This is a genomic window from Paenibacillus sp. OK060 (assembly GCF_900101205.1).
Classification (GTDB): domain Bacteria; phylum Bacillota; class Bacilli; order Paenibacillales; family Paenibacillaceae; genus Paenibacillus; species Paenibacillus marchantiae.
Map to the genome: position 1 here is coordinate 731,547 of NZ_FNFR01000001.1, position 19,973 is coordinate 751,519.

The following is a 19,973-nucleotide window of genomic DNA, read 5'->3' on the forward strand; positions in this document are numbered from 1 at the left end:
ATGTACGGATACGAATTCGAATGAAAACTGAATTTATTGAAATAGGAATGAGAGGATTCGCATGAGATACACACTATTAATTGCAGATGACGAACCCGAAATTGTGGAACTGCTTCAGCTGTACCTCGAGAAGGACTACAACATTGTGACAGCCGTTAATGGAGTAGAGGCGCTAGAGTGTATCCGTTCAACTCAGATTGATCTGGTCATACTGGATATTATGATGCCTGTAATGGATGGACTCCAGCTGATCAAACAAATCAGGTCCACACATCATATGCCTGTTCTGTTCCTGTCGGCCAAAAGCCAGGACCATGACAAAATCCTTGGACTCGGATTGGGTGCTGACGACTACATCTCCAAACCTTTCAATCCTTTGGAGATTGTCGCCAGAGTGGAAGCTTTGCTCAGAAGAGTCAATCAATTTGATGCACCTGACGTGCCTGCTGCTAAGGAGTTAAATCTTGAGCTGGGTGAGCTTAGGCTTGATCGATCCCAATGTATCCTTTTTCGCTCGGGTAAACCTGTGACATTGACCTCAACAGAGTACAAAATCGTGGAGCTTCTGCTTGAGCAGCCAGGCCGTGTCTTCACCCGTAAAAAAATATACGAAGCCGTCTGGGGAGATTATTACGCTCACGAGGACAGCACGATAATGGTACATATCAGTAACATTCGGGAAAAGATCGAGCGCGACTCCAGGCAACCGGAATATTTAAAAACGATAAGGGGACTGGGATACAAAATTGAAGCGCCCATGGAAAGCTAGAGAAAAGAGACTATTGCAAACGTCCCTGACACTGGACTTTTTGCTGTTCAACTTCTTTTTGTTGTTACTGGTAGCCATCGTGTACATTATCATTAATCTGGATGTGGTTGATTTCCGCATTTCGGATCAGGTGGTGGATCCTGATCTGAGTGTGGAGGCACATGTGTACGTGACAGAACTGGAGAACGAATGGTTGTCCGGTAGTTCCGATGAGACCAATAATACCGAAATTCAGCGTCTCAAGGACAGTGGGGGATGGATTGAAGTGCTGGATGCGGATCGCAGGGTCATTCGTTATATCGGGGACAAGCAGGATACGTTCACTCAGTACAGTGAAGCTGAGCTATATGCAGGACTCGAAAACCGAAATGAACAGCCGTACTATTACTCCATTAGTCCGCTTTCAACAGAGGGAGCTGCAAAGTACGTTTTGCTGAAGATTCCGCGTGATTTGGTCAGTGTACGAATTAATGATAATCAACTGATTACCAATTTGAAGCATCCGTTATCGTTCTACATTATGATCGGGATCGGATTGGTCTTGCTGCTGATATTTGTATACAGCTACTGGGTCGCCCGTCGAATCAAAAAACCGCTGAGTATTCTCTCTCTAGGTCTTACCCAGATGATCCAGGGGAATTATAGTACGCGCATGTCCATCTCGGCAGAGAGGGAATTTGTCCAGATTGGAGAAACCTTCAATTATATGGCGGACGTCATTGAGAATACATCTGCGGAGAAACGTTATGCCGAAGAGAGCAAACAGCGATTAATTGTGGATCTGTCACATGATCTCAAGACTCCAATCACCAGTATTCAAGGATACGCTCAGGCTTTGGTGGAAGGGCGGGGGGAAGATAAGGACAGGCAGCAGCGATATCTGGGATATATATACAACAAGTCCGTTCAGGTCGCGCGCATGATTCAGAATATGCTGGAATTGCTCAAAGTGGATTCACCAGATTTCCGTATGCATATTCAACAGCGGGAAATCGGCGAATTTGTACGTGAAATTATGGCCGACACATATGGTGAGATTGAGCAGAACCATTTTGGCCTGCATGTGCTCGTTCCTGATGAAGAGATCTATGCAAGGTATGATCCGGAACTGTTGTCCAGAGTGATTCAGAACCTGATTACAAACGCCTTGTCCTACAACCCGCGGGGGACGGAGCTGCGTGTGGAGTTAATCCCACTGGACAACCATGTGGTTATCGAGGTTGCTGATACCGGTGTGGGTATCCCTCAAGAGTTGTGGGCAACCATCTTTGATCCATTTGTGCGAGGGGATGAGGCTCGTACGGGAACCGGGGGTACCGGGCTTGGACTAGCAATTGCGCGGCGGAACACCGAGAAAATGGGTGGACGATTAACACTTTCCCAGCGTGGACGAGAGACGACGGTGTTCACTATACAGATTCCGAAATAAAGAACCGACATAAAGGATAAGGTTGACATAAACATTTGTCATTCTGATCACCATTTGCAAAATGCTCATATAGAAAAGGTTAAGTGGAGGGGAAACTTTTTGTTCAAAGTAAATTCGTTTGTACGTTTCAGTATTGCACTGGCACTGATACTGATCAATATCTATCTGTTATCACGTGTCAGCTTTATTTTCCAACCGCTTGTTACCATGATTACGGTGATTACCGTGCCGATGATGTTGTCCGTATTCTTTTATTATCTGCTGCGGCCGCTCGTCAATTACATGGAAAAAAAGAAGCTGAATCGCACACTTAGCATTTTGTTGATCTATCTGGTGTTTGGTATACTGTTCGCCCTGTTTATTATAGGGTTATGGCCTTCACTACGCGAGCAGTTGATCAACCTGGTAGAAAACGCACCAAATTTAATCAATTCACTGAGTTTGCAGCTTAAAGAGCTCGAGCAGAACGGTGCCATTACGGCTTTGTTCCCGGAAGGGTCGACCCCGTTTTCGCAGATTACGGATTACATTAACAAAGGCTTCACCTTTGTAACGAACTATGTGAGTGGATTCTTCTCACTCATCTCAAGCTTTGCGATTGTTCTGTTTACCTTCCCGATCATCTTGTTCTACATGTTGAAGCAGGGAGAGAAATTCGGTCGTAAGCTGGTGCACATTGCACCTAAACGTTTCCAAAAAGACAGTCGTGATGTGGTACTTGAGATCGATCAGGCGTTAAGCGGCTTTATCGTGGGACGAGTTCTCGTGAATCTGGCTTTGGGCGTGCTGATGTATATCGGTTTCCTGATCATCGGTCTCCCGTATGCACTGCTGTTAACCGTGATTGCGGTCATTATGAACTTTGTTCCGTTTATCGGGGCGATCCTGTCTTCCGTTCCTATTGTTATTATGGGACTGGTGGTATCCCCTTCGGTTGCGATCTGGTCACTCATTATTATTCTGGTAGCGCAGCAAATTCAGGATAATCTGGTTGCACCGTATGTATTCGGCAAAAAACTCGATATTCACCCGCTTACCACCATTATATTGGTGCTGGGTGCAGGGGATCTGGGCGGCATTATTGCCATTCTGATTATCATCCCTGTCTACATGATCGTTAAGATTATTTTGGTTCGAATCTATCAGCTATTCTTCAAGGACAAATGGCAGAATGCTTAAACATTTATAAATGATATAGAAGGAGTGGAAATCATGTCTGAAATCATCCCACAACCATACACTGAACCTGAGTATATTGAGCCACAATCTGTTCAAATGGGCGCCATTCATATTTCCAACGATGTAGTATCCAAAATTGTTGGCATGGCCGCTCAGACTACAGAGGGAATATCCTCCATGTCTGTTGGTCTTACCGAAGGAATCGCCAAGAGTATCAGCGGAAAGAGCTTGCAGAAAGGGATTGACGTTGCGATCAAAGATGACCAGGCATCTATCCAACTGCGAATCAATGTTCAATTTGGCAAAAAGATGCATGAAGTCTGTCAGGAACTTCAACATAATGTGCAGCAAGCTGTCGAGCAATTAACAGGCATTATGGTGAATGAAATTAAAGTTCAAGTGGTAGGCGTGACCATGCAGGAGCAAGTTTAAAGCAGAACGATTAGAACGAACGAATGGAATTCAGTCATAAGCAGGTAGTGATATCCTGTGTAAAAATACAAAACAGCACTTTCCCATTAGCTGCATAAATGGGAAGGTGCTGTTTTGTGTTTGCGATAATACGTAGGGGCTTCGCCCATAACTTTTTTGAACATTTTCGAGAAAAGCAGCTGGTCGGCATATCCAACGGAACGGGAGATATCCCCAATGGTCAAAGCCGGATCCAGCGTCAGCTCAGCCGCCCTGCGCATGCGGTAATTGACCAGATAAGACTGAATGCTGGTGCCCATCTTGTCTTTGAAGAGAGAGCACAAGTAACTGCGCTGTAAGCCAACATGAGACGCAATGGACTGTACGGTTATGGTATTAGCATAATTAATCTCAATGAAATCCATCACCTGAGTGACATAAGTTTCTTTCGTATAGTCCTGGAGCGGAATAGGTCTGTCCTCACCGGCTCGATCAATCAAAATGGAGAAAAACTGAAAGAGCAATCCCGTCATGCTGATCTCCCATCCCTTATGGGTGTTGCGAGAGCTAATCATGCGGTGCATACAGGAGCGCATCTCGTCATCGTCATTACCCATCTCAAAGATCGGATGGTGCTCAGACAGGCAGGCCTGCTGTAATAACGAAGGGCAGGTGCTTCCTTGGAAAGCAACCCAGCTATACTCCCACGGATCATCCTGATCTGCTTCATAATGAACGACAGAATGGGGCACGATGAGGAACCCCTGACCTTTGCGCAGCGTAACCTTTTTGCCTCCAACTTCGAAGGTACCTTTGCCGTCCAATATGTAATGGATTTTGTAATAATCCCGCATGGCCGGGCCGAAGTGGTGACCGGGTGCGCAAGCTTCTGTGCCGTAATGAAGGAGCTGCAGCTCCTGAAAGTGATTGTTTTTGCACATATACGTAATCAAGGCTATTCACTCCTGTTATGAGGTCGTTATACCTTGCATTTTAACATATAAAAGGTGAAAAGGAATCGTTTTATAAATGTCATTTGATGAAGATACCAATCATTTTTCCATATCGTTGTAGTGAAATGCCATATCGTTTTACATGGAAAGTGTCTAAGATGAAAGGGTATTCAATAACTTTTACAGGAAAAGAGAGATTAACGATGCCTTATACTGCGAGTGAACAACGATACAGTGAAATGAAATATGCCCGCTCTGGCAAAACCGGAATTAAACTGCCGCAAATAGCACTAGGCTTATGGCAGAACTTCGGTGGAAACCGCACCCTGGATATTCAGGAAGAGATGATCCTGCGCGCATTCGATCTGGGGATTAACCATTTCGACTTGGCCAACAACTATGGACCACCTCCAGGATCAGCCGAAGAGAATTTTGGTGTCATTCTCAAAAAACATCTGCGTCCTTACCGCGACGAACTGCTCATTTCAACCAAGGCAGGTTATCATATGTGGAACGGTCCATACGGCGAATGGGGTTCTCGCAAAAACCTGATTGCCAGTCTGGATCAAAGTCTGAGCCGGATGGGACTGGATTACGTAGATATTTTCTATCATCACCGTCCAGATCCGGAGACACCGCTCGAAGAAACGATGACTGCGCTGGATCATATCGTTAGACAGGGTAAAGCTCTGCATGTAGGCTTGTCCAACTATGATGCCGAACAGACGAAAGAAGCAGTTACTATTTTGCGTCGTCTCGGAACACCTTGTCTGGTTCACCAGCCAAACTATTCGATGCTGAATCGCTGGATTGAGGATGGATTGCAGGATGTGCTAGATGAGTACGGCGTAGGATCGATCGCATTCTGTCCGCTTGGCCGGGGACAGTTGACGAATAAATATGTGGACAAGATCAAGGAAGAGCGCGCTAATCCAACAGGCAATCTGAGAAAAGAAGCCTATACGGACGAACGGATCGCCAAGTTCGAAGCACTTCAGGCGGTTGCTGAACGTAGAGGTCAAACGATCTCCCAGTTGGCGCTGAATTGGATTTTGCGTGGTAACCGAGTTACTTCCGCTCTGATTGGCGCAAGCCGTGTGTCCCAGATTGAAGAAAACGTAGCGGCCCTTCAGGCACCAGATCTGACGACAGAAGAGCTGAATGAAATCGAAAGCATCTTGGATGGCATCGGAAACTACGCTTGGTAAACTTGTAACGCAGAGATATGACTTTGGAGATTCAGAGTCATGTCTACAATGATTAATTTGATCCCCATGATATAGATATGTTGGGATAACTAAGGTGTCTTCCTGTAGTCGGGAGGACACTTTTTTTGTCTTACTTATCATCCTTTATATGTAGAGATAGACCTTTTAGAGCTTCGGCTTAATTGACCTATGTTTATTTTTTTCTTAAACTATTTCATATCATAGCACCAGGTCCTAGGATTTAGGGTATAATATATAGATGCTATACATTTGAAATATGAAGGAGAGGCTCCATTTGAATTTTCAACAGTGGATTTCGCCTGAAACCTATAACCTGACATCCGAGATGGAGAATCACCCGTCGGATCGGGTTGCACTTAGATGGCTGAGCGATCATAAAGAATTGGAAGAGATCACTTATGGTGAGTTATTGAAGCAGGCAAATCGTCTTGCTGGAGGCTTGCGTGATCTTGGTTTGGAGAAGGGCGACCGGGTGCTGGTCATGGTACCACGCCGAATTATTGCCTATGTTATATACATTGCCTGCCTGAAACTGGGGATTGCTGTTATTCCTTCTTCCGAGATGCTGCGTGCGAAAGATCTGGAGTATCGTCTTCGGCATTCCGAGGCCCGGGCTGTCATTGTCTGGTCCGAGACGACTGCTGAAGTTGAAAAAATAGATGCAGATCTGCCGGCATTGGCACACCGCATCGTTGCATCACCAAATGGTGATGATAGCGTACCTGGAGAAGGCTGGGTCAATGTACACCAGTTAATGCAAGGCCAATCCGATACGATGGCTGCGGTGGAAACACATCGTGACGATATGGCTATTCTCGCTTATACCTCCGGTACGACTGGTAATCCAAAAGGCGTAGTACATAGTCATGGTTGGGGGTATGCCCATTTACGGATCGCTTCATCGTTATGGCTGGATATTCAGCCTTCGGATACGGTATGGGCAACGGCAGCACCGGGATGGCAAAAATGGATCTGGAGTCCGTTCCTGTCTGTACTCGGAAGAGGGGCTACCGGACTGGTCTACAATGGATCATTCCAACCCAAACGTTATCTGGAACTGTTGCAGGAGCATCAGATCAACGTCTTGTGCTGTACGCCGACGGAATATCGGTTAATGGCCAAAGCAGACGATCTGGGTCACCATGATCTGTCCGCACTGCGCAGCGCCGTGTCTGCTGGTGAGCCGTTGAATCAGGAAGTAATTGAAATTTTCCAGCGTCACTTTGACCTGACGATCCGGGACGGATATGGACAAACCGAGAGCACGCTGCTGATCGGCAGCTTAAAAGATGCTCCCGTACGAATTGGTTCTATGGGGCAGTCCATTACACCAGGCCTTATTGAGATCGTCAATGAAGAGGGACAACTTGTACCTGCTGGTGAAGTAGGAGATATCGCAGTGCATAAGGATATGCCAGCCTTGTTCCGTGCCTATTACCAGGATGAGGGACGGAAGGAAGCGAATCAGCGTGGGGATTATTTTGTAACAGGTGACCGCGCACGCAAAGACGAAGAAGGCTACTTCTGGTTTGAAGGTCGAAGTGATGATATCATTATCAGTTCGGGATACACGATTGGACCGTTCGAGGTGGAAGAAGCGCTGATGAAACACGCCAGCGTGAAGGAATGTGCGGTCGTAGCGAGTCCTGATGAGATCCGTGGTAACGTAGTGAAAGCATTTGTAGTGCTGAGAGACGAGTCTCTCGCATCACCAGAACTGGCGCGTGAACTGCAAAACCATGTGAAGGAATGGACAGCACCCTACAAATATCCACGTAAAATCGAGTTTGTAGCCGATCTGCCGAAAACAAACTCAGGAAAAATCCGCCGGATAGAGCTGCGTGAGCAGGAGAAACGCAAGGCTTAAATGATTGTGCAGCAATAGTATTCAAATATGAAACAGGAGTGAACACAACCATGAGTAATTTTGAACAAACCTTTGAAAAATCGTTGGAACAATACGCAGAGCTGGTTGTCAAAGTTGGCGTAAATATTCAGAAAGGACAGGATCTGCTCGTAACGGCACCCATCGAAACATTGGAATTCACACGTCTTATCGTGCAAAAAGCGTATGCGGCTGGCGCCAAGTATGTACAGGTTGATTTTGATGATGACGATATTACACGCAGCCGTTTTGAACATGGCTCTGATGACAGCTTCGATTATTACCCGGCCTGGAAGGCGGAAATGATGGAGAAGTTTGCAGAAGCAGGCGGCGCTACGCTCACGATCAAAGTACCTAACCCTGAATTATACAAAGGCATCAATTCCGACAATGTTTCGCGTGCAACCAAAGCGGCGGCTCATGCACGTCGCGGATTTTCGAAATATACACGTAACCACGAAATTAGCTGGTGTCTGATCAAAGCGCCAACCAAGGCGTGGGCGAACAAAGTATTTGCCGACATTCCAGAGGAAGATCGCATTAACGTGATGTGGGAAACCATCTTCAAAATGAACCGTGTCGATGGCGGAGATGCTATTCAGAACTGGAAAAAACATCTGGACACCCTGAATGCTATGAGTGATTTGCTGAACAAGAAAAATTATAAAAGCCTGCACTACCGCGCACCCGGAACGGATTTGAAAATTGAGCTGGTGAACAACCATATCTGGGGTGGCGGCGGTAGCGAAAACAAGCAAGGTGTGTATACCGTTGCGAACATGCCGACAGAAGAAGTATTTACAATGCCGAAGCGCAGTGGAGTCAACGGATTCGTCAGCAGCACGATGCCGCTGAACCTGAATGGTCAACTAGTGGACCAGATGAGAATTACGTTTAAGGATGGACAGGTCGTTGCTTTTACAGCAGCTTCGGGTGAAGAGCATCTGAAAAACCTGTTTGCCACCGATGAAGGTGCACGTTATCTTGGCGAAGTTGCCCTCGTGCCGCATGATTCGCCAATCTCCAACTTGAATCGTATTTTCTATAATACCGGTATTGATGAGAATGCATCTTGCCATCTGGCTGTAGGAAGTGCATACCCGTTCAACATGAAAGATGGTACGACGATGTCTAACGAGGAATTGCTGAAACATGAATGCAACGTTAGTCTGACCCATGTGGACTTTATGATCGGCTCCGCAGAGCTCGACATTGATGGTGAGTTGCAGGATGGAACGGTGGAACCTGTATTCCGCAAAGGGAACTGGGCATTTTAATTGGTGAAAACAAGGCAATAAGTTAGAAACAAAGGCGACTTCAACGTTGAAGTCGCTTTTGTTGTTTTTGGCATCCACAACTTTAAATGATTTATAGCGGCTTAACGGGTACACATATTTCGCAAAAATCCAGAAGAAGCAGATCACCGGCATACCTTTCCAAAATGGGTTTGTTGTCCATAATACAACCATTGCTCTGCAAATACGGGAAAATCTCGGTCCAGGCTTGCTGCACATCTTCTGCTGTGTGTTTGACTTTGCAAACCAGATATTGCCCGCCAAGAAGTTCAGTTTCTTCAAGTTGGGGAGTCGACTCATCCGGGCAGTAACCCTCTGATATGACAATACATGCATCATACCTGCATTGAGAGGGGAGGGTGGTTTTCGGGTTATCCTGCGGAATGCCGAACAAGATGGTCGACCTTGTAAGCAGGCCTTTGGATCTTGCCCAGGTCTTTAATGTTTCCATCGCGTGGCTGTTAGCAGGACCATACGGACCCACTTGTCGTACATAAGCAATTCGGGAGGTTGGCAGGTTTTCGATGTGGAATTCCATTGGAGTTCATTCCTTTCGTTACGATTATGGGTTACATCTCGAATGCTATCATGGTATAAAAAAATATTCATATGTATTTTTGGGGAAAGAGAGATTGGTTTGACGTGCGAATTGTTTATTCTGGGGAAATAGGAAAGAGGCCGATGATCTGATCATCGACCTCTCTTTTGTAATGGAATCAGTGAAAAGTTACGGATGTCACATTCCCAAGTTATTCGGCATGCATTTTGTTGAAGCTTACATATTCGTTAATCGGTTTGCGGTATCCGCGCGGACGTTGTTTGGCTTCGGACTTTTTGCCGATTGTAATTAGCATGGCAGGTACATAATGGTCGGGAATATCCAAACTGCGTTGCAACTCTTCCGCGTCGAAGCCAATCATGGGGCAGGTGTCCCAACCACGATCCTGAGCGATAAGCATCAATTGCATCGCTGACAGGCTGGCATTACGAATTGCATCTTCCCTCTGGAAGAACCTTCCCCGCGTTTCGTAAAATTCGATGACACTCTGTGATTCTTGCTCGTATTGAAACGGAGTCATCGCACCAAGGTTCAGCAGGCCCTCATTGATTGTGCGGATGTGATGGTGTGCGTTGACATCGCCGAGGACAACAATGACCGCAGAGGCCGTTTTTACTTTATATTGCTGGGAAGCTTCATAGACTTTTTCTTTCTGAGCCGGGTCCGTCAGCACAAGATAGTGCGTATGCTGGAGGTTAAAGGCGGAAGGTGCGAATTTGTTCAAGGCAAACATCTCTTGCAATTCTGACTCTGGAATCTCAATTCCTTCTTCAAAAATAACGGCCGATCTACGGTTTTTGACCAGATTCTCCAATTCACTCATGGTAGTTTCCCTCGCTTATGTATGGTTTATAAACTGACTATAACACACTAAGTTACTTTATGTAAGTATTATTTTTGAATAAGACAAGATCTGCCTGCCATACGATAAAATAAAACAGAAGAGGTGATTCATGAAAACATTCATCACAAGGCACAAGGCTGGAAAGTCGCGAAATGAATTTCAGGTGTACGTCATCGAATCTTCCACGCTAAAACGTTTTTTGGTGGTGGAGATGGTACTGGGAACCATCGCGTATAATGTTGCACTTTTTTGGTTTCATAATGCACTTCTTGCAGGCGTTGGTTCCTGGGCCGGGACGGAGAGTGTGAAGAGGCTGCCAGTCGTTTTCAGAAAAATAGCAGGTCGGCAGGAAGGTTCAGGCATCATGAGCATGTTCTTTACTTAAGGAATAGACGGCTTATGGGCCCCTGGCTCTCTTTTTCAATTGCAAGGGACACCGGACACGTTATTTCCTAAAATGCTCCAAAAACGTTACATATGGCCTAAACCCCGTTATAACGTGTCTGAGGTTCCTTAGCATTTTGCAGGCGCTTCTTCAACCTCTCATACACGTCTCATCTTTTTTTTACACTCCATGTCTTATGCTCCAACCCCGAACGAGGAGAGAGGAACGCCATTTTTATATAAGTCTGGAGGCCAGTCATCTCACCATTGTACCTCGCAAAAAAATTCCGACAATCTCCTTACCTAAATTTAAAGTGGAATCATATTCTCTTAATGTATCTACCTTATTGCCGATGACCATCATTGTTGAGAAAGTTTGCGCGAGAAGCATGGAATTGTTGCTTCGAAGCAGGTTATTATCCATCGCATCTTTAAAATAATCAGCCAGCTCTACGTAAATTTTATTTTCCGCTGCTCTGATTTCCTCAATCTGTTTCTCACTCAAATATCTCTCCGCATCTTTGAGCAGAGTCTCAATCTCCGCATGAGGATTAGCTAACCTTGCTTCTGCCACATGGAGCAGTCCTGTTTCCAGATTGTCTGCTTCTCTTAATAATCGTGACGTAGCTTGGTGCACATGTTTAAACATGGTCGTAACCGCGATCTTAAAAAGTTCCGGTTTACTGGTGAAGTGATAATAAATGGATGGTTTAGACACATTGCAAGCTTTAGCGATTTGTTGGAGTGAAACAGGTTCGTACCCATGCTCCATAAAGAGTTTGGCGGCCGTTTGAAGAATTATTTCTTGTACGGGTAAATCATCTTCTGCTTGTTTGGGTCTTCCTGGTAAGCGTTGTGAATCTGTATTCATTTTCATCATTACCTCCGTGAATATTTTATGACAACTTATCCATTGAATAAGATTAGACTTGTAATTTTACTTACCGGTAAATATAATTTACTGGAACTGAAGCAGCAATTCAATGATAACCTAATCCAAAATAATATTGAAAGAGGTTTTAACTTTGGCAAAAACAGAGAAAAAAAACAAATGGACTAAAATATTGATATGGGGAGTTTCCCTCATTGTAATTGTAATCATTGGCTTATTGGTATACCTCAATTCGATAACCTACAGTCCTTCCAATCAAGCAGAACTCGCATTTCAGAATGATAATCAGGTCATAGTAACAGAGATCAAAGACGGTTATAAATTTGAGCCACAAACCGGGAAAGTAATTGAACCGAATATTATTTTTTATCCTGGAGGTTTAGTAGAACCGGAAAGCTACTCACCATTTGCCAGAGAACTGGCTCAACGGGGACATCGCGTATATATTGCGGAAATGCCACTGAATCTAGCCATTTTCGGTCAAAATAAAGCGGACTCCTTTCTTGAAGAACACCCAGACGAATCATTTGTTATTGGGGGTCACTCTTTAGGAGGTTCATTTGCAGCGAGATATGCTTCGGAACACAGTGAGAAGCTTAAGGGTGTATTTTTCTTGGCTTCTTATGCGGATGAGGGCGGATCCATAAAAGACACTGATTTATCTGTTTTGCAAATTACAGGTACAGCAGATGGAGTTCTCAATAAAGAAGCTTGGGAAAGTGCCAAAACCAATCTACCTGCTGACACTTTGTATGTCAGTGTAGAAGGAGGGAACCATGGCCAATTTGGCTCTTATGGGAAGCAAAAAGGGGACAATGATCCAGCGATTGAGGAAGAGCAGCAATTAAAACAGGTCGTTGATGCTGTAGAGGAATGGAGCACAGAACTGAATAGTAAACCTTAAATCTGCAATGAATCGAACTTAACATCAATGTGGTTGAGCTGATCCTTATCTTTTCGATTTGGAGAACGATTAAAATGTTGTAGATATAATGCAACAGGACGGCGCCCGAAATCGAGCCCCGTCCTGTTAGTTGTATCTGTAATTTACATACGATAGTCATATGAGAGTGGAATGAATACCTTTTGTCATCAGATTTCTACTGTTTTATTTGGCGCGCTCCAGGTACTGTTCAAGTGTAAGGTTCTGACTCGTAATTTCACCCGCAATATACACGCCAACATAACGCACATGCCATGGCTCATAAGAATAGCCTGTCAGTTTCTCCTGATCTTTGCCATAACGAATGATAAATCCGTATTTATGTGCATTGGCTTTCAGCCATTTGCCTTCCTTGGTGTTTCCAAAGCTTTGTTGCAAATCATATCCCGCTGATGCACTGGAGATATCCATCGCAAGACCCGTCTGATGTTCACTTTGTCCAGGACGAGCACTGGTTTTATTCGCAACGGCTTCGCCTTTGATACTTGCATTACGGTCAAAAATGGATTTTTGGGTAGCATAAGAGCGATAACCGGACACGGCTTTGATATCAATGCCGTCTTTTTTTGCTGCTGCGAACAAGTTCTCAATTGCTGTGGCAGCTACTTTACGCATTTGCTTTTTCGGACTGGAGCCGGAGAAGCTAAATGGGATGTTAGGAACAACCAGATCCTGAGGGGCATAGGTTGAAGGCAGGTTTCTCTTTTTATTCACTAGCACAACCGTGCTTGATAGATTTGTTACCGTTGCCAGGCCACTGCTGCTCGTTTTGATTGTGCGTCCAGGTGCATTATCGTGCAGGAATTGAGTGAAGCTGGAGCTGGCAGCAGATGCGACCGGATTCAGTTCCTTAGTGAAGGGCAGCGTTGTGAATGCTGAGCCTGCTACGACAGAACCTATAAGTATCGTGGATACGATGGATTTACGTGTAAAAGATTTCATGATGTGTGTTCCTCCTCGGGTTATATCAATCTCGTTCTTTGGTATATACCGAGTATACTAGAGGATTATATCCATAGGTTCTCCAATTGTTTCCGAGTTGTAAACAAAGTTTGCGAGATTCATAGCTTTTAATTGTCTGACGAGAAAAAGAGCACAAAAAAAGACTCTGCACCTTTTGTGCAAAGTCTTTCTGTATACATAGATAGGCGAATCAAATGCTCATTATTTCAGCCACAAACTTTTGAATTACAGCTCGCATGAAACAGAATTGCCGGAGCTTCCAGCAGCCACAGCGCGAGCATCCCGAACACGGACATTGCTGCTGAGTACACCGGAATCACTGCTTAGTTTGAAGGAAGGATAGTTAAGTTCCGTGTCCAGCTTCATGTGCTGCTCCAGGTTTAACTGTTGTTTCGGATCGACATAGAATGGCACCAGATTGGTTTCAATTTGTACATCTAGAGCTTCGGGTTCATCCACGATAAGTATGGCGATAATTCCGTTACAGCCACAACCTTCCATGTCATAGATCACTTTGAAATAACCGGGCTGATCATTCAGGCTTTCAGTTAATCGCGCAGCAGCCAAATCTGTAATTTGAATATGCATATCGCTACACTCCTTTATATGTTGGCACGATTGTAATGGTAAATGGATTAATTCAACTTCTACTGTCATTATACCACTTTGGCAAAAATCAAAGCATTTATTTTCTTGACTGATCAGTCTGGAAGCCATAATGATTCCGTTCATCAAGGAAGCGTTATGGAGCGGCGTTAAACGATTCGTCTTGCTTGGCAGTGCTTCCGTTGATGAAGACGGACCTATATTTGGCAAAGTACATCAAAGCTTGAAGGAGCTTGCTCCTGAGTGGACTGTACTACAGCCTTCCTATTTTATGGAGAACTTTACAGAGGGACCGCATCGGGAGACGATGAAGCAGTTGGGTAAAATCTACAGTGCTGCTGGTGATGGTAAAATTGGTTTTGTCAGCGCAGATGATATCGCAGCAGTTGCCTTCTTTGCTCTGACAGATGTTGTCCCCCATAATACAGCTCATATCATTACGGGGCCAGAGACATTGTCTTATGGGCAAGTTGCGGACATCATTAGTCGTTTATTGGATCAGCGTATTCAGCATGAATCATTGTCGGATGCAGAACTGAGAAATAGCCTGATTCAGGCGGGAATGTCAGAAGATTACGCCACGGCTCTGGCAGGGCTGGATGTATTCATCCGTGAGGAAGGAAGAGAAGATCAAACGACGGAGACGGTATTGAAAGTCACAGGGCAAAGCCCGGTTTCTCTGGAGCAATTTATTAGGCAGCATATGCATTAAGGGAAATGATATAAGAATTATTATAAAAATATTGGAAGCAAATTCTGCTGAATAACAAGAAGACGGTGCCGGAACGCCCGTCTTTTTTGCTGATTGTTCAACCTTTAACAATACCCCAATCCAGCATGGTGATTATACGTGTACGCTTTTGGGGAAATAGATGAGAATGAATGTTTGATAAAAGGAGAGAAGAGAACGGATGATTCAGTTCGAAAATGTATCCAAGCAATACCCTGATGGAACCCATGCTCTGCGTCAGGTTAATCTCAACATTAACAAGGGAGAGCTGTTCGTCATGATTGGTCCGAGCGGTTGCGGCAAAACCACAATGCTCAAAATGATCAATCGTCTGATCGAGCGGACAGATGGGACCGTACGAATTAATGAACGACCTATCGATGAATATAACATTCATGAATTGCGGTGGAATATCGGATATGTGCTACAACAGATTGCGTTGTTCCCACATATGACGATTGCCGAAAATATTGCGGTTGTTCCTGAACTCCGAAAGTGGAAGTCAGAGCAAATCAAGGATCGCGTACATACTTTGCTGGACATGGTCGGACTGAAAGGTACCACATACAGTGATCGCAAGCCTGCTGAGCTATCTGGTGGACAACAACAGAGAATCGGTGTATTGCGCGCACTTGCTGCCGATCCCGAAATTGTACTGATGGATGAACCGTTCAGTGCACTTGACCCGATGAGCCGCGAGAAATTGCAAGACGATATTCTGGATATTCAGCGTCAGATGAAGAAGACGATTGTATTTGTTACCCATGATATTCAGGAAGCGATGAAGCTGGGTGATCGTATCTGCATCATGAAGGATGGGCAAGTGTTACAGGTAGGCACCCCGGAAGAACTAATCCAGCAGCCAGCGAATGAATTTGTACGTGACTTTGTTGGCGGTTCTGGTTCGGATAGGAGTTCACAGCCTGTATCTGATGGAGACGACCCAATGTATGAATTAAGAGCGGGCTCCGGCGAACAAGAACGACTGACTTCAATATTTGATCTTGAATCGATCATGTCCCCGCTCTCACCCGGGCATGTGCCGAAGTCAGCCAAAACGGCTGTTCCCGTATCGATTACGCTGCCGGATTTTGTGGAAATCATGGCTTCTCATGATCATTTACTGGTCGAGAAAGACCACCAGATTATAGGACAGGTGAGTCGAGCCGATCTGATCCGGTACTGGTCCGGACAGTTGCAGGAACGGGGTGAAGCACATGAGTAGATTTACGGAAGTGTTCAGCGAGCGGAAAGGACAGTTGTTGTCTGCCCTCCTTGAGCATATTCAGATCTCATTTATCGCGTTGTTCTTTGCCGTTCTGATCGCTATTCCGCTTGGCATTTATCTGACACGCAAGCCAAGAGTGGCTGAGCCGATTATTGGGGTAACAGCCGTACTGCAAACGATCCCGTCTCTGGCTCTACTCGGATTGCTCATTCCGTTATTCGGCATCGGTACATTTCCTGCGATTATTGCGCTTGTAGTGTATGCCCTGCTTCCGGTACTCCGCAACACGTATACGGGCATATCGGAAGTTGATCCTTCCATGGTCGAGGCAGCGAATGCGATGGGCATGAACAGTCGTCAACGTCTCACCAAAGTGGAGCTGCCACTCGCGATGCCTGTCATTATGGCAGGCATTCGTACCGCAATGGTTCTGATTGTAGGTACAGCAACGCTTGCAGCCCTGATTGGCGCGGGAGGTCTGGGTGAACTCATTTTGCTAGGTATTGATCGAAATGATACGGCATTGATTATTCTGGGAGCCATCCCAGCCGCCTTGCTTGCCATTTTGTTTGATGTGCTGCTCCGCCAGTTCCAACGTTTATCATTCAAGAAAACGCTGGTCACTCTCGGAACACTCGCTCTGGTGGCCGTTCTGGTAATCACTATTCCTTGGCTCTCCCGTGGAGGGCAAAAAGATCTGGTTATTGCTGGAAAGCTGGGTGCCGAACCAGAGATTCTGATTAATATGTACAAATTGCTCATTGAAAAAGATACCGATCTGAAGGTTGAATTGAAACCAGGATTGGGGAAAACCACATTTCTGTTCAATGCACTGAAATCAGGTGATATTGATATTTATCCAGAATTTACGGGTACCGCCATATCTGAATTTATGAAGGAAACCGCCGTCAGCACAGATCGCACAGAAGTGTATGAGCAGGCAAGAGACGGGATGTTGAGCCAATTCAATATGGTTCTTCTGAACCCGATGGATTACAACAATACGTATACTTTGGCTGTGCCTCAGAAGGTTGCCGATCAGTATAATCTGAAGACGATATCGGATCTTAAATCAGTACAGCAGCAGATTAAGGCAGGATTCACACTGGAATTCTCTGATCGGGAAGACGGTTATGTTGGAATTCAGAAGAAGTATGGCATCAAATTCCCGAACGTAGCCACAATGGAACCGAAACTGCGTTATTCAGCCGTGCAGCGTGGAGACATTAATTTGCTAGATGCCTATTCCACAGACAGTGAACTGAGACAGTATAAACTCGTTGTGCTGGAGGATGATCAGGCATTGTTCCCGCCATATCAGGGGGCGCCGATGCTCCGCAAAGAAACGGCAGACCAATATCCGCAGCTGGTGGAGGTACTGAATCAACTTGCAGGCCGGATCACGGACGATGAGATGCGTCAAATGAATTACGAAGTGAACGTTAATGGAGCGAGTCCAGAACAAGTGGCAACGGATTATCTGCAAAAAGCAGGGTTAATATAGCTTGATATTTACGGTTATACATGAAGAGGAGGAACTAACATGACACAACCTTATGATCTGATCGCGATTGGAACCGGGAGCGCTGCAAGCTCTGTTATATCCCGCTGCGCCGAAGCCGGATGGAAAATTGCCGTGATTGATGAACGAGAGTTTGGCGGAACCTGTGCGTTACGGGGCTGTGATCCCAAGAAAGTACTTGCAGGAGCGGCTGAACTGATCGACTGGAATGAACGAATGAAGGGCAAAGGAGTGGAAGGTAACGCTTCTATTCAGTGGTCGGAACTTATGGCGTTCAAGCGAACATTTACGGAGAGTATTCCGAGAGCAAGTGAGGATAAGTTCAAGCAGGCCGGGATGCATACGTTCCATGGCAAGGCTTCTTTTGTCGACGAAGATCATATTCGTGTAGGGGACGAAGTACTGCGGGGGAAACATATTCTCATCGCAACAGGAGCGCGTCCAGCACCACTTTCTATTGATGGTGTAGAGCATCTGAAATACAGCGATGATTTTCTTGATCTGGAACAGCTGCCAGATAAATTGGTTCTGGTAGGTGGAGGTTACATTGCTTTTGAATTTGCACATATTGCGGCCAGAGCTGGTACGGAAGTCCATATTATTCATCGAGGTGAACAGCCGCTGGAACAGTTTGATTCGGAACTGGTGGACATGCTGCTGCAAAAATCCGAAGAAGTAGGCATTCATGTACACTTGAATGCGGAAGTGAAGGCAATTCGTCAGCAGGGAAACACATATGTGGTCAGTGGAACCCGCAATGGGGCTGATCATCAATGGCAATGTGGACTTGTCGTTCACGGAGCAGGGCGTATTCCGAATGTAGAGGGGCTTGAACTGGAGAAGGGAAATGTCAGCTATACGAAAAAAGGCATCTCCGTTAATGAGTACTTGCAGAGCGAAAGCAATCCAAGAGTCTACGCGGCAGGCGATGTTACCGCAACGGAAGGACTTCCGTTGACTCCGCTCGCAGGCCAGGAATCACGCGCAGTATCCTTGAATCTGCTTGAAGGCAATCATAACAAACCTAATTATAAAGTAATGCCCTCCATTGTATTTACCGTGCCATCCCTGGGTTCTGTTGGCCTTGATGTGGAGCAGGCCAAGAAAGAGGGCTATGAGGTGAAGGTAAATGACATGTCGAAATGGTATACTTATAAACGTACGAATGAAAAATATGCCATGGCCAAAGTTGTAATCGACAAGTCAACAGGACGTATCTTGGGTGCCCATGTATTGGGTGGCAAAACAGAAGAACTGATTAACCTGTTCGCCATGGCAATTCAGTTCGATTTGACGACCGATCAGCTAAACACCATGAATTTTGCATATCCTACAGCCGCATCGGATATAGGCTCTTTATTTTAATGTGATGGTGTGGAAGGAAGGGAAGAATTATGTCAGTTCATTTTCATCGGATTCATGAAGCCGAGTGGACAACCGAACCGGTTCAGGCGCGAACGGAAGGTGACCGTCTAATTGTGGAGGCACAGGAGGGCAGTGACTTTTGGGAGAAGACCTTCTATGGTTTCTGCCATCAGAATGGACATGCCATGCTTGCTCCATGGGATGGAACCAAGGCAATCGAAGTATCATTTGATCTGAGTTCATTCACGGAATTATATGATCAGGCAGGGTTAATGCTCTGGCATGGACAGGATCAATGGATCAAGGCGGGGGTTGAAGTAAATGACGGCGTGGCTCATGTAGGGGCGGTCGTAACGGATCGGTTTTCCGATTGGTCGCTTTCACCTGTACCGGAGTGGGGTGGACGCATCGTTACCATTCGGGCTTCATACCACGACGAAGCCGTAGTTATTCGGGCCCGCACAGACGAGCATCCCTGGCGTACCATTCGGGTCGCGAGGTTTGCTTATCCGACGAACAAGCAAGCAGGACCGTTTCTCTGTTCTCCTAAGCGTGCCGGGTTCGAGGTTGCGTTTACCAAATGGAAATTGACTGAACCGGATCAGGATCTGCACACAGACCCTCCCATTGCCGATTAAGATTGTGTGGTTGGGAAATGTGACTTTATCGCAACAAACGAAAACAAGCAAGTCTTCCTTGGTGGAGGACTTGCTTGTTTTCGTTTGAATTAGGCAGCACCATGAGGTTAATTTATCAAGCCTTCAACGATTATGGTGAGGCTTATTTG

General features: G+C 45.6%; 20 protein-coding genes. 14 read left to right on the forward strand and 6 right to left on the reverse strand.

Annotated elements, in window-relative coordinates:
* The first annotated feature begins 61 nt into the window (after positions 1–61).
* From BLS14_RS03365 to BLS14_RS03380, 4 genes are all read left to right on the forward strand, one after another.
* Positions 62–769 (forward strand): response regulator transcription factor, encoded by a 708-nt coding sequence (locus BLS14_RS03365; RefSeq protein ID WP_064638805.1) that lies wholly within the window; start codon positions 62–64, stop codon positions 767–769.
* Positions 747–2,198 (forward strand): sensor histidine kinase, encoded by a 1,452-nt coding sequence (locus tag BLS14_RS03370; RefSeq protein WP_090949530.1) that lies wholly within the window; start codon positions 747–749, stop codon positions 2,196–2,198. Before BLS14_RS03365 ends, BLS14_RS03370 begins: the two co-directional genes overlap by 23 nt.
* A 99-nt stretch (positions 2,199–2,297) precedes the next feature.
* Positions 2,298–3,377 carry an AI-2E family transporter gene (locus tag BLS14_RS03375; protein ID WP_063563459.1) on the forward strand — a complete coding sequence of 360 codons (1,080 nt, stop codon included), beginning with the start codon at positions 2,298–2,300 and terminating at the stop codon, positions 3,375–3,377.
* A 33-nt stretch (positions 3,378–3,410) separates the two neighbouring features.
* On the forward strand, positions 3,411–3,809 hold the full coding sequence (locus BLS14_RS03380) for an Asp23/Gls24 family envelope stress response protein (RefSeq protein ID WP_053782092.1): 399 nt from the start codon (positions 3,411–3,413) through the stop codon (positions 3,807–3,809).
* Between the two features lie 86 nt (positions 3,810–3,895).
* Here the strand turns inward: BLS14_RS03380 and BLS14_RS03385 are convergent, their stop codons facing one another.
* Positions 3,896–4,741, reverse strand: coding sequence for an AraC family transcriptional regulator (locus BLS14_RS03385; protein WP_090949532.1), 846 nt, complete (start codon positions 4,739–4,741; stop codon positions 3,896–3,898).
* Positions 4,742–4,944: 203 nt separating this feature from the next.
* On the opposite strand from BLS14_RS03385, the gene BLS14_RS03390 reads away from it, so the two are divergent.
* From BLS14_RS03390 to BLS14_RS03400, 3 genes are all read left to right on the forward strand, one after another.
* Positions 4,945–5,949 (forward strand): aldo/keto reductase, encoded by a 1,005-nt coding sequence (locus tag BLS14_RS03390; RefSeq protein WP_090949534.1) that lies wholly within the window; start codon positions 4,945–4,947, stop codon positions 5,947–5,949.
* 346 nt (positions 5,950–6,295) lie between these two features.
* On the forward strand, positions 6,296–7,837 hold the full coding sequence (locus tag BLS14_RS03395; protein WP_244552112.1) for an acetate--CoA ligase: 1,542 nt from the start codon (positions 6,296–6,298) through the stop codon (positions 7,835–7,837).
* Between the two features lie 50 nt (positions 7,838–7,887).
* Positions 7,888–9,132, forward strand: a complete 1,245-nt coding sequence (locus BLS14_RS03400) for an aminopeptidase (RefSeq protein WP_090949535.1) — start codon at positions 7,888–7,890, stop codon at positions 9,130–9,132.
* Positions 9,133–9,223: 91 nt separating this feature from the next.
* Here the strand turns inward: BLS14_RS03400 and BLS14_RS03405 are convergent, their stop codons facing one another.
* Entirely contained in the window at positions 9,224–9,688 is a 465-nt protein-coding gene (locus tag BLS14_RS03405; protein WP_072732608.1) for an AraC family transcriptional regulator, read from the reverse strand.
* Between the two features lie 211 nt (positions 9,689–9,899).
* Entirely contained in the window at positions 9,900–10,532 is a 633-nt protein-coding gene (locus tag BLS14_RS03410) for a nitroreductase family protein (protein ID WP_063563466.1), read from the reverse strand.
* A gap of 130 nt (positions 10,533–10,662) precedes the next feature.
* Here BLS14_RS03410 and BLS14_RS03415 point away from each other — a divergent pair, with 130 nt between their 5' ends.
* The gene (locus BLS14_RS03415) at positions 10,663–10,938 is read left to right on the forward strand and encodes a hypothetical protein (protein WP_072732609.1); all 276 of its coding nucleotides are present in this window, start codon (positions 10,663–10,665) and stop codon (positions 10,936–10,938) included.
* A 255-nt stretch (positions 10,939–11,193) separates the two neighbouring features.
* Here BLS14_RS03415 and BLS14_RS03420 read toward each other — a convergent pair whose 3' ends face one another.
* The gene (locus BLS14_RS03420) at positions 11,194–11,808 is read right to left on the reverse strand and encodes a TetR/AcrR family transcriptional regulator (protein WP_256336135.1); all 615 of its coding nucleotides are present in this window, start codon (positions 11,806–11,808) and stop codon (positions 11,194–11,196) included.
* Between the two features lie 154 nt (positions 11,809–11,962).
* On the opposite strand from BLS14_RS03420, the gene BLS14_RS03425 reads away from it, so the two are divergent.
* The gene (locus BLS14_RS03425) at positions 11,963–12,733 is read left to right on the forward strand and encodes an alpha/beta fold hydrolase (RefSeq protein ID WP_063563469.1); all 771 of its coding nucleotides are present in this window, start codon (positions 11,963–11,965) and stop codon (positions 12,731–12,733) included.
* A 204-nt stretch (positions 12,734–12,937) separates the two neighbouring features.
* On the opposite strand, the gene BLS14_RS03430 is transcribed toward BLS14_RS03425, so the two are convergent.
* Together BLS14_RS03430 and BLS14_RS03435 are read right to left on the reverse strand one after the other, a co-directional pair.
* Positions 12,938–13,714 (reverse strand): M15 family metallopeptidase, encoded by a 777-nt coding sequence (locus BLS14_RS03430; RefSeq protein ID WP_064638795.1) that lies wholly within the window; start codon positions 13,712–13,714, stop codon positions 12,938–12,940.
* Between the two features lie 246 nt (positions 13,715–13,960).
* A complete protein-coding gene (locus BLS14_RS03435; protein ID WP_072732612.1) occupies positions 13,961–14,323 on the reverse strand; it encodes an iron-sulfur cluster biosynthesis family protein in 363 nt (120 codons plus the stop codon).
* A 130-nt stretch (positions 14,324–14,453) separates the two neighbouring features.
* Here BLS14_RS03435 and BLS14_RS03440 point away from each other — a divergent pair, with 130 nt between their 5' ends.
* The 5 genes from BLS14_RS03440 to BLS14_RS03460 all read left to right on the forward strand — a co-directional run bounded on the left by BLS14_RS03440 (position 14,454) and on the right by BLS14_RS03460 (position 19,824).
* Positions 14,454–15,053 (forward strand): NmrA family NAD(P)-binding protein, encoded by a 600-nt coding sequence (locus tag BLS14_RS03440; protein ID WP_176854319.1) that lies wholly within the window; start codon positions 14,454–14,456, stop codon positions 15,051–15,053.
* Between the two features lie 199 nt (positions 15,054–15,252).
* Complete coding sequence (locus tag BLS14_RS03445; RefSeq protein WP_063563472.1) at positions 15,253–16,296, forward strand: ABC transporter ATP-binding protein; 1,044 nt, start codon at positions 15,253–15,255, stop codon at positions 16,294–16,296.
* Positions 16,289–17,803, forward strand: a complete 1,515-nt coding sequence (gene opuFB, locus BLS14_RS03450; RefSeq protein WP_090949539.1) for an osmoprotectant update ABC transporter permease/substrate-binding subunit OpuFB — start codon at positions 16,289–16,291, stop codon at positions 17,801–17,803. The genes BLS14_RS03445 and opuFB overlap by 8 nt, the downstream gene beginning before the upstream one ends.
* A gap of 39 nt (positions 17,804–17,842) precedes the next feature.
* Positions 17,843–19,186 (forward strand): dihydrolipoyl dehydrogenase family protein, encoded by a 1,344-nt coding sequence (locus tag BLS14_RS03455; RefSeq protein ID WP_090949541.1) that lies wholly within the window; start codon positions 17,843–17,845, stop codon positions 19,184–19,186.
* A gap of 29 nt (positions 19,187–19,215) precedes the next feature.
* Positions 19,216–19,824 (forward strand): DUF1349 domain-containing protein, encoded by a 609-nt coding sequence (locus tag BLS14_RS03460; protein WP_064638788.1) that lies wholly within the window; start codon positions 19,216–19,218, stop codon positions 19,822–19,824.
* Positions 19,825–19,973 lie beyond the last annotated feature (149 nt).